Origin of the sequence: Gilliamella sp. Bif1-4, from assembly GCF_001690535.1 — a bacterium.
Taxonomy (GTDB): Bacteria; Pseudomonadota; Gammaproteobacteria; order Enterobacterales; family Orbaceae; genus Gilliamella; species Gilliamella bombi.
Genome location: NZ_LZHC01000028.1, coordinates 1 through 9,547 on the forward strand (window position 1 = coordinate 1; position 9,547 = coordinate 9,547).

The 9,547-nt window shown below is 38.7% G+C and carries 10 protein-coding genes; all 10 read left to right on the forward strand.

The features are described from left to right. Nucleotides 1-1,955, forward strand: a 1,955-nt coding sequence (locus tag A9G25_RS05850) for a toxin glutamine deamidase domain-containing protein (RefSeq protein WP_176701080.1), incomplete at its 5' end; no start/stop codon positions are given. After that, complete coding sequence (locus A9G25_RS05855) at nucleotides 1,955-2,236, forward strand: YrhB domain-containing protein (protein ID WP_065626164.1); 282 nt, start codon at nucleotides 1,955-1,957, stop codon at nucleotides 2,234-2,236. The genes A9G25_RS05850 and A9G25_RS05855, both read left to right, overlap by 1 nt. Nucleotides 2,237-2,372: 136 nt before the next feature. Then, nucleotides 2,373-3,785, forward strand: coding sequence for a VENN motif pre-toxin domain-containing protein (locus A9G25_RS05860; RefSeq protein WP_081297165.1), 1,413 nt, complete (start codon nucleotides 2,373-2,375; stop codon nucleotides 3,783-3,785). Beyond that, nucleotides 3,785-4,114 carry an Imm45 family immunity protein gene (gene imm45 / locus A9G25_RS05865; RefSeq protein ID WP_065626166.1) on the forward strand — a complete coding sequence of 110 codons (330 nt, stop codon included), beginning with the start codon at nucleotides 3,785-3,787 and terminating at the stop codon, nucleotides 4,112-4,114. Before A9G25_RS05860 ends, imm45 begins: the two co-directional genes overlap by 1 nt. Nucleotides 4,115-4,408: 294 nt before the next feature. Further along, nucleotides 4,409-5,239 carry a hemagglutinin repeat-containing protein gene (locus tag A9G25_RS05870; protein WP_065626167.1) on the forward strand — a complete coding sequence of 277 codons (831 nt, stop codon included), beginning with the start codon at nucleotides 4,409-4,411 and terminating at the stop codon, nucleotides 5,237-5,239. Nucleotides 5,240-5,357: 118 nt separating this feature from the next. Beyond that, nucleotides 5,358-5,732: a hypothetical protein gene (locus A9G25_RS05875; RefSeq protein ID WP_065626168.1), complete on the forward strand. Its 375-nt coding sequence runs from the start codon at nucleotides 5,358-5,360 to the stop codon at nucleotides 5,730-5,732. Between the two features lie 8 nt (nucleotides 5,733-5,740). Continuing rightward, nucleotides 5,741-6,091, forward strand: a complete 351-nt coding sequence (locus A9G25_RS05880; RefSeq protein WP_065626169.1) for a DUF6572 domain-containing protein — start codon at nucleotides 5,741-5,743, stop codon at nucleotides 6,089-6,091. A 239-nt stretch (nucleotides 6,092-6,330) separates the two neighbouring features. Continuing rightward, nucleotides 6,331-8,097 carry a VENN motif pre-toxin domain-containing protein gene (locus A9G25_RS05885; RefSeq protein WP_065626170.1) on the forward strand — a complete coding sequence of 589 codons (1,767 nt, stop codon included), beginning with the start codon at nucleotides 6,331-6,333 and terminating at the stop codon, nucleotides 8,095-8,097. Nucleotides 8,098-8,100: 3 nt separating this feature from the next. Beyond that, the gene (locus A9G25_RS05890; protein ID WP_065587066.1) at nucleotides 8,101-8,373 is read left to right on the forward strand and encodes a hypothetical protein; all 273 of its coding nucleotides are present in this window, start codon (nucleotides 8,101-8,103) and stop codon (nucleotides 8,371-8,373) included. A 518-nt stretch (nucleotides 8,374-8,891) separates the two neighbouring features. Then, the coding region (locus tag A9G25_RS05895) for a hypothetical protein (RefSeq protein ID WP_141675014.1) at nucleotides 8,892-9,547 on the forward strand (656 nt) is incomplete at its 3' end.

The following is a 9,547-nucleotide window of genomic DNA, read 5'->3' on the forward strand; positions in this document are numbered from 1 at the left end:
CGCATTCAGCGGTATCGGAAGGGACGATAATTATCCGCAATAAGGATGCTCAAAAACAAGATATCAACGAATTAAGCCATGATACTGAGCAGGCGAATAACGAGCTCAAACACATTTTTAACAAACAAAAAGAGCAAGACATCATCGACCAAACGCAGTTAGTAAGTGAAATTGGTGGTGAAACGTTAACGATGCTTAATCATATTGACCGGATAAGAGCTGAATCCAAGGCAAAAGAAGCGGTAGAAAAAGAACAAGAAAAAGCCGCAGACAAAGGCATCGTGTTAACCGACAAGCAGCAACAAAAAATCTACGAAGACGCCTACAAAGAATCGATGAACCAAGGCATGTCAGCGATGGGCAGTGATACCCGTCAAGGCATTGACATGGCGGTTAGTATCATCAACGGCTTAATCAGTGGTGACATGAAAGGAGCAGCCGCAGGGGCACTTGCGCCAAAAATTGCGACTATTATCAAACAACAGACCGAAGGAAACACCCTCGCCAACACCGTCAGCCATGCCATACTCGGTGCGGTGGTAGCCGAGCTACAAGGCAACTCCGCCCTAGTGGGTGGTTTAGGCGCTGTCGCAAGTGAACGTGGTGCTGAGGTTATTGCGGGTATCCTTTACCCTGATAAAGACATCAAAAACCTAAGCCAAGAAGAAAAACAACAAATCAGCGCCCTATCACAACTAGCGACCGGCCTTGCGATAGCCGCTGCCGGTGGTGATATTCAAGATGTGAATACTGGCGTTGCTGCGGGGAAAAATGCGGTTGAGAATAACCGACTACTTACTCCAACAGAAAAGAAACGCATTGACGAGCTTGTTAAAGGAAACGAACGAGAAGATTTATTATATCGTGCAGCAGCTTGTGCATTAATTCATTGTTCAGCTGGATTAGCGGATGATGACCCAGATAAAGCAGCGTATTTAGCATTAGAAGAGCTAGGTAATAGCCCTGAGTTAGAATCTTATAGAGAACAATTGAAAGGTCAAACAACTGAAATTGAAGTCGAATTACCACCTTATATTACAGGAGGGGGCAAAGAGTCTTATAAAAAAATAGAAGAATTATTTGAATATACGACAGGCAATAAAATTTCAGATACGATGACCTATTATGACAGTGAATACAGCATAAGTACCCGAGCAGGAGGTATTCTTCAAGTTGGGATGGCTGTCGTAGATGGAATGGCAGCAGTCGCATTATCACCAGCTTGTAGCTCAGTATTGGGGTGTTTACCAAGTGCATATTTAACATGGTCAATGGTTGATAATGGTGCAACGGGGTTAATGGTCATTTATAATGGCAAAACTTATCATACGCAAACAGCCGAGGGACTTTCTAAGATATTAGGCGTGTCAGCATCAGATGCTGAATTGTTATTTTCACTCTCAACAGGTGGCGTTACAGCAAAAGGTTTGAGCGATTTAGCTTGGAAGTCTAGAACTACAGGGCAAAAGTTATCAGCTAAAGAAGTAGAGCAAATAAACGAGGGTATTAATAGAGTAAAAGCTGGAAAGGGGGAGACTAATACTGCCGTTAATGATGTAGCTGGCACTATACGTGATGTAAATCCTGGCTATCCTATAGAGGGGCGAACACATAACTGTGTCAATTGTGCTATAGCTACTGATGCAACATTAGGTGGTAACCCAGCCTCTGCTTTACCTATTAATTCAAAAAATGGGGTTCCAATATCCGTATTAGAAAAACAATTTGGAACAAAATTTCAAAATGTTAGTGGGCCTAATAATATTATTGAACAAATGTCAAATGCAGGATCTGGCGCAAGAGGTATTGTATTTGGTTCTTATGGTCCGGGGCAACCAGGGCATGTTTTTAATGTTGTAAATCAAAATGGAAAAATACGTTTCTTAGATGGCCAAACAGGTAAAGCTGCAGATATGAGCAAGTTTAAATCTTTCAAATTTTTAAGGACTAATTGATGATTACTTTTATTGAAGCGATAAATAAAGCTAAAAGTTATTTAGCTGAATACGATATTCCTGTAGAAATTACTGTGATAGACAGATTTTCTGAAGGATGGCTTTTTTGTTTTCAATCCAGAGAATTTTTAGAAACTGGTGATTTTTCAACACAATTAATCGGTAATTGTCCATTCATAATTGATAAAGATAGTGGGAAAATATATGAGTTGGGAACAGCATACCCTTTAGATATATATATACAAGAATATGAAAATAAAAAAAACAAATCTGAGTTTTAAACTCATAATCGATTATGTATGTGCATATTAAAAATTATAATTTAACCAAATTTTATATAAGTAATTCAAGTGCGGGGGAGATATTGCTTAATAATTAACCAAAATCCCGCATAATAGTGGGAGAATCTATTAAGGCATGTCAGCGATGGGCAGTGACACCCGTCAAGGCATTGACATGGCCGTTAGTATCATCAACGGCTTAATCAGTGGCGACATGGTAGGGGCAGCCGCAGGGGCACTTGCGCCAAAAATTGCTACAATTATCAAACAACAGACCGAAGGAAACACCCTCGCCAACACCGTCAGCCATGCCATACTCGGTGCGGTGGTTGCTGAGCTGCAAGGTAACTCCGCCCTAGTGGGTGGTTTAGGCGCTGTCGCAAGTGAACGCGGTGCTGAGGTTATTGCGGGTATCCTTTACCCTGATAAAGACATCAAAAACCTAAGCCAAGAAGAAAAACAACAAATCAGCGCCCTATCACAACTAGCGACAGGCCTTGCGATAGCCGCTGCCGGTGGTGATATCCAAGATATCAATACAGGCGTTGCGGCAGGGAAAAATGCGGTTGAGAATAACTTATTAAGTAATAAACGTGGCGTTGAAAAGCTTGATAAAGAGAGTAAAAAGCTTTATGAAAAAATCAAAGATATTGTCGGTTATGATGAAGTAGATAAATTGCAGCAGCAATATAACGATTGTAAAACAGAGGAGTGTAAGGCGAATGTTTATAATCAATATATGCAAAAAGAACAAGAAGCAGGACAAAGATTAGTTGATTTATATAAAGCAGGTAAGCTATCAGAAGATGAATATTACCAATTAGTTACATGGTATTCTGACACAATGCTTGAAGGAATAAAGCAAAGTCAGATTGACAATAGTAGAAATCATTCATTTGGTGATTGGGATATTAATGATGCGTCAGCATGGGATTGGACGGTATCAAACATTATTAACAATCCTTATTTAAATGAAATGAGGAGTTTAATTTTACTTGATAAATGGCGCTCTGAAGGTTTATCTGAATCAGAGATACAAGAAAGATTTATTAAGAACGGAATTCTCGATTCGTTTGGTTCAGGACCGGAAGTCAATAAAATTATTCATCAGGTTCGTAATGGTGGTTTAAGTTTAGAAGATGGGTTAAAATTAGCCTCGGCTGCAGCATTTAATAAGGTAATTAATGATGCAGGCAAAGGAAAAGTACCAGGTATAGACTATAAATTACCAACAGGACAATCCGTTGGTGAATTTGAAAAAAGTTTAGCTAGACTTCCTCCTGGAGAAAGAGTAGCTCTTATTAAAAAAACTATTAATTCTTTTGTAAAAGACAATGGTTGGACTAAAGATACTAAGCTTAGTAAAATGAATAATAGAGATGTTTATAAAGGAAAAGATGGCTATCTTTATGCTGTTGACTCACAACATGGGAGATTTGAAAAAATAAATCCTAAAAACGGTCAGCACTTAGGTGAATATAATTTGGGCGGTGGTTTTATTGAAGGTTCTATAGACAAATCTGGTGGTCATAATTTAAAGGTAAAATAATGAAAAAATTAATTGAATGGGAGAATAAATCAATTTCAAGAGGAATGGTTTTTAGATTACCAGCTAAATGGCCGTATGAGAATTTTGTTGATTTTATGGTTGTTGATTTTTCCGACGGTCATGGACTAATTGTTTCATCTGGTTATAAAGCAGGTTTAATTCTGATAATATTACCAAATGAAAGTAATTCTAATGAATATGTTGGTATAGATACTCAATGGATAATCGATAATTGGTCTAATTGGATTTACCCAGATTGCGATGTTAATGATGTATACGTGATAGAGCGTTATGAATCATTGCCAATAGCTGTAGTAGCTCAAACTTAACCCGACAATTCTAACACTATCTTATTTTGTGTGTTCGTTATTAAAAAGTGACAGTTAATTCTGTCACTAAATTCTATAATTAATTTTTTAAGTGGTAATTTTGCTTAGTATGTACTTTAGGTATTATTATTTTTATGCACTATTGTAGTAAATAAAGCCTACTTGTTGCATTGCGCATTGGCCATATCTCCCTCTATTCAAAAAATACATTAACTCACTATTTTTACTTACAAAAAATAGGTCAGAAAAGTCATTGATTTTATTTAAGTTTTTCTTGGTGTTTTTTGGCGTTCCTTGCTACAAGGCAAAAACGTCAACATCATCGGACAAGAAAACACGATAAAAACCGACAGCAAAGAAAAAAGCAGCAGTGGCTCGGTAGGTGTGGGCTATAACTTTGGTGGAGAAAAAAATGGCTTTACCATCTCGGCCAGTGCTAGCCAAAGCAAATCCAGAGAAAAAGGTAACGGTACCGATTGGACAGAAAGTGTGGTAGAGGCAGGCAACAAGCTTACGATTATCACGGGTAATGACGCCAACATTGTTGCAGGGCAAGTGAAAGGCGATAGGGTGGTGGCTGATATAGGTCATGACCTTAATATTGAATCGAAACAAGACAGCGATGAGTTCCACTCTAAAAGCACGTCAACCTCGGTAGGGGGAAGTTTTTCTTATGGAGGCTCAAGTAGTATTAATGCCTCGGCGAGCAAAACGAAAATGGACAGCAACTGGCAAAGTGTGACCGACCAATCGGGCATCTTTGCGGGCAGTGGTGGCTATGACATTAAGGTCGGGAACAACACCGACTTAAAAGGTGCGGTGATATCCTCAGAAGCGAAAGACAAGAGCCAAAACCGCCTTGACACCGGCACAATCAGCTTTAGTGATATCGAAAACAAAGCGGACTACCAAGTCAGTAGCAGCAGTGCAGGGGTAAGCTCTAGCGGCATGCCATCGATGCCAACCAGTCGCAATAAAAACGAAAGCGAGCATTCGACGACGCATTCAGCGGTATCGGAAGGGACGATAATTATCCGCAATAAGGATGCTCAAAAACAAGATATCAACGAACTAAGCCGAGATACTGAGCAGGCGAATAACGAGCTCAAACACATTAGGAGCTAATGTTGTCGGACCGAAAGGCGGCGTTTATACCCATACAGGAAAATTTGATGCCGCAGGTAACCCAATATATACTAATAACGGTGCTTATTATACTTTTGAAAATGGTACAAAAACGAAGGTGCCATCGCCGAATACAAGTACAAATTCCCAAGTTCAACAAAATAATCAACAAGGGAAGAAATTTGAGGAAAGCTATTATGATGAGTATAAAACGGATAAAGTAGAATCGGCTAGAGAAGTTACAATTAAAACCGAAGGCGGTACCAAAATCAGAGTAGATATGATTGGTAGAGATGAAAATGGAAATATTACATGTATTGAATGTAAAAGCTCAGATACTGCACCATTAACACCCAATCAAAAAGTTGGCTTCCCTGATTTGGAAAAAAATGGAGGAACAATTATTGGTGATGGTAAACCTGGATTTGAAGGAGGGACGAAAATACCTCCAACTAAAATAGAGATAATTAAACCAGAACCGAATGGAGATTAATATATTTTATGACTATAGAAGATCTAAACAAAGTTGATATGATAGGTATCCCTAAGGAAAATGAATCGATAGTAAGTTTAGGTTTTACAGATCATTTATCTTGGCACAAAGGAAAAGAAATAGAAGAACATTTATTTTTGATACAAGAAAAAATAAATAGTTATATCAGATTTGTTGAAAGTGGTGAAATATATAAGAGTTTTCCTGCTGCTAAAGGAAGAGACAAATTTTTGATAGAAATATGTTTTAAGTATAAAATTCCAAAGGAATGCCTGAATTTTTTAATGAAAGTAAATGAGTTCCTTTTTACCTCCGAACTTAATATTCAAATTAGCTATAAGGAATGGGATAATATGTAGTAGCTCAAACTTAACCCGACAATTCTAACTCTATCTTACTTAGTGTGTTCGTTATTAAAAAGTGACAGTTAATACTGTCACTAAATTCTATAATTAATTTTTCAAGTGGTAATGTCTGCTTAGTATGCACTTTAGACATTATTATTTTTATACACTATTTATTTACAAAAAAACGGTTAGAAATAACATTGATTTTATTTGAGTTTTTATGTATTTTTTAAGGCGGTTATGATATCACGGTGGGCAACCACACTGACTTAAAAGGTGCGGTGATAGCCTCAGAAGCGAAAGACACGAGCCAAAACCGCCTTGACACAGGCACAATCAGCTTTAGTGATATCGAAAACAAAGCGGACTACCAAGTCAGTAGCAGCAGTGCAGAGGTAAGCTCTAGCGGCATGCCATCGATGCCAACCAGTCGCAATAAAAACGAAAGCGAGCATTCGACGACGCATTCAGCGGTATCGGAAGGGACGATAATTATCCGCAATAGGGATGACCAAAAACAAGATATCAACGAATTAAGTCATGATACTGAGCAGGCGAATAACGAGCTCAAACACATTTTTAATAAACAAAAAGAGCAAGACATCATCGACCAAACGCATTTAGTAAGTGAAATTGGTGGTGAAACGTTAACGATGCTTAATCATATTGACCGGATAAGAGCTGAATCCAAGGCAAAAGAAGCGGTAGAAAAAGAACAAGAAAAAGCCGCAGACAAAGGCATCGTGTTAACCGACAAGCAGCAACAAAAAATCTACGAAGACGCCTACAAAGAATCGATGAACCAAGGCATGTCAGCGATGGGCAGTGATACCCGTCAAGGCATTGACATGGCGGTTAGTATCATCAACGGCTTAATCAGTGGCGACATGACAGGGGCAACCGCAGGGGCACTCGCGCCGAAGATAGCAACTATTATAAAACAGCATACGGAAGGTGATATAGTTGCCAATACCGTCAGCCATGCCATACTCGGTGCGGTGGTAGCCGAGCTACAAGGCAACTCAGCTCTAGTGGGTGGCTTGGGTGCTGCTGCAAGTGAACGTGGTGCTGAGGTTATCATGGGTATTCTTTACCCAGGTAAAACAGTAGCGGAATTATCACAAGAAGAAAGACAACAAATCAGCGCCCTATCACAACTAGCGACAGGCCTAGCAATAGCCGCTGCCGGTGGTGATATCCAAGATGTCAATACAGGCGTTGCTGCGGGGAAAAATGCGGTTGAGAATAATTATTTTGGTCAAGCGATTGTAAATGCTGCTAAATCACATTGTGATGGGAATAAAGATTGTGAAGATAAAATCATCAAGGAAGGAATAGATAGTTATAATGAAACTATAATAGAATATGGTACACCACAGGTTATTGCGATCGGTGCAGTTATTGCTGCACCAATAGTAGAGCCAGCAGTTGTTGCTTGTTCAGCCAATCCAGTATTATGCGCAAACCAAGTTGCAACATGGTTAATTGAAACTGTTGGATTTGAAGGTAACCCAGCGATGGGATTGGGAATGACAGCAGGTGTATACGTTAATTCTTTGAGTAAAGCGGAATTAAACGAACTTGCTGCTATAATGACATTAGAAAAAAATAAGTTAATAAAAAATTCATCCCCTTTAATAGATGAACTAAAGGTTACTCTTAGTGAAGACAGTGCTCATAAACTTGTTTACGATAAAGCTACTAATAGCATAATTAAGCAAGGTAAAGCTGGAAAGGGGACGACGGGGCAGATGATTCCAGATTTACCTAAAACAAGAGAGAAGCTCTATGAAGATCTAAAATCTAAAGGATTTACTAGTAATGGGCAATCACAGGGAGGCTACGAAACATGGAAAGGTCCAGATGGAGTCACTGTAACCATCAAGCCAACAGGTGAAGTTATTAGAACGCAAAGAGTATGGAAATCAGATAGATCAGGTAAATACTCTGAGCGACAAGATTACTTTGGTAATAGGCTTCCGGATCAATCACATTCAACTGGACATTTTGTGGAGTAAATTATGAAATTTGAAGATGTAAGTCTTGGAACTATAAATTTTAGTAATTTTGGGAGTGATCTTATTTTTGATATATGGAGTACTTATGATGGGCATTCTTTGGGAAAAATTCATTGCAAAAATGTGAAGGAATTTGAATGTAAAAATATGCTTGATGGTGAAGAGTTATTTGGTTCTTATATCGCACTCGTGAAAATAGAATCAAAAACTTTAATAATGGAGTCTGGAGAAGTGTGGATTAAGGTAATTAGCAATGAAATAACTTCCACTTTGTAGATTAATAATTTCCAGTTAACCAGTAGAAAGTTTGTTTTTAAGTTACAAGTATTGAATAGCAAGTACAATAAACCTATTTTATCCAACCTTAATAGTGAGTGTTGGGGGGAGGATGGGGCGGGCTTCATACATTGTGGTACGTAACCCACGGTGTAAAATCGCTTGTTGGATTGTGGCGCCGGTGCTTTGTCTGTGGTTGATTTTGCTTGGAATGTATCTTAACCTGACAATCCTAACGTATATTATTGTATTCGTTATTAAAAAAAGTGACAGTTAATTCTGTCACTAAATTCTATAATTAATTTTTTTATTACTAATTTCGGCTTAGCACTGCTTTAACCATTATTATTTTTATACACCATTGTAGAAAATAAAGCCTACTTGTTGCATTGCGCATTGTGTCATATCTCCTTCTATCTAAAACATAAAAAATACATTAAGTTACTATTTTTACTTACAAAAAATCAGTCAGAAAAGGCATTGATTTTATTTGAGTTTTTGTTGTTTTTGTTCTAGCCGTGGTGGTAATAGCCTCAGAAGCGAAAGACAAGAGCCAAAACCGCCTTGACACCGGCACAATCAGCTTTAGTGATATCGAAAACAAAGCGGACTACCAAGTCAGTAGCAGCAGTGCAGGGGTAAGCTCTAGCGGCATGCCATCGATGCCAACCAGTCGCAACAAAAACGAAAGCGAACATTCGACGACGCATTCAGCGGTATCGGAAGGGACGATAATTATCCGCAATAAGGATGACCAAAAACAAGATATCAACGAACTAAGCCGAGATACTGAGCAGGCGAATAACGAGCTCAAACACATCTTTAACAAACAAAAAGAGCAAGACATCATTGACCAAACGCAGTTAGTAAGTGAAATTGGTGGTGAAACGTTAACGATGCTTAATCATATTGACCGGATAAGAGCCGAATCCAAGGCAAAAGAAGCGGTTGAAAAGGAAAAAGAGAAAGGTAAAAACAAGGGACTAACAGAAGAAGAGCAACAAAAAATCTACGAAGACGCCTACAAAGAATCGATGAATCAAGGCATGTCAGCGATGGGCAGTGACACCCGTCAAGGCATTGACATGGCGGTTAGCCTCATCAACGGCTTAATCAGTGGTGACATGACAGGGGCAGCCGCAGGGGCACTTGCACCAAAAATTGCGACTATTAT

What these genes read in the sequence shown, in the direction of transcription:
- A9G25_RS05880 (WP_065626169.1), top strand. Translation starts at nt 5,741, where the DNA reads ATGACTATAGAAGATCTAAACAAAGTTGATATGATAGGTATCCCTAAG.
- A9G25_RS05855 (WP_065626164.1), top strand. Translation starts at nt 1,955, where the DNA reads ATGATTACTTTTATTGAAGCGATAAATAAAGCTAAAAGTTATTTAGCT.
- A9G25_RS05860 (WP_081297165.1), top strand. Translation starts at nt 2,373, where the DNA reads ATGTCAGCGATGGGCAGTGACACCCGTCAAGGCATTGACATGGCCGTT.
- A9G25_RS05890 (WP_065587066.1), top strand. Translation starts at nt 8,101, where the DNA reads ATGAAATTTGAAGATGTAAGTCTTGGAACTATAAATTTTAGTAATTTT.
- imm45 (WP_065626166.1), top strand. Translation starts at nt 3,785, where the DNA reads ATGAAAAAATTAATTGAATGGGAGAATAAATCAATTTCAAGAGGAATG.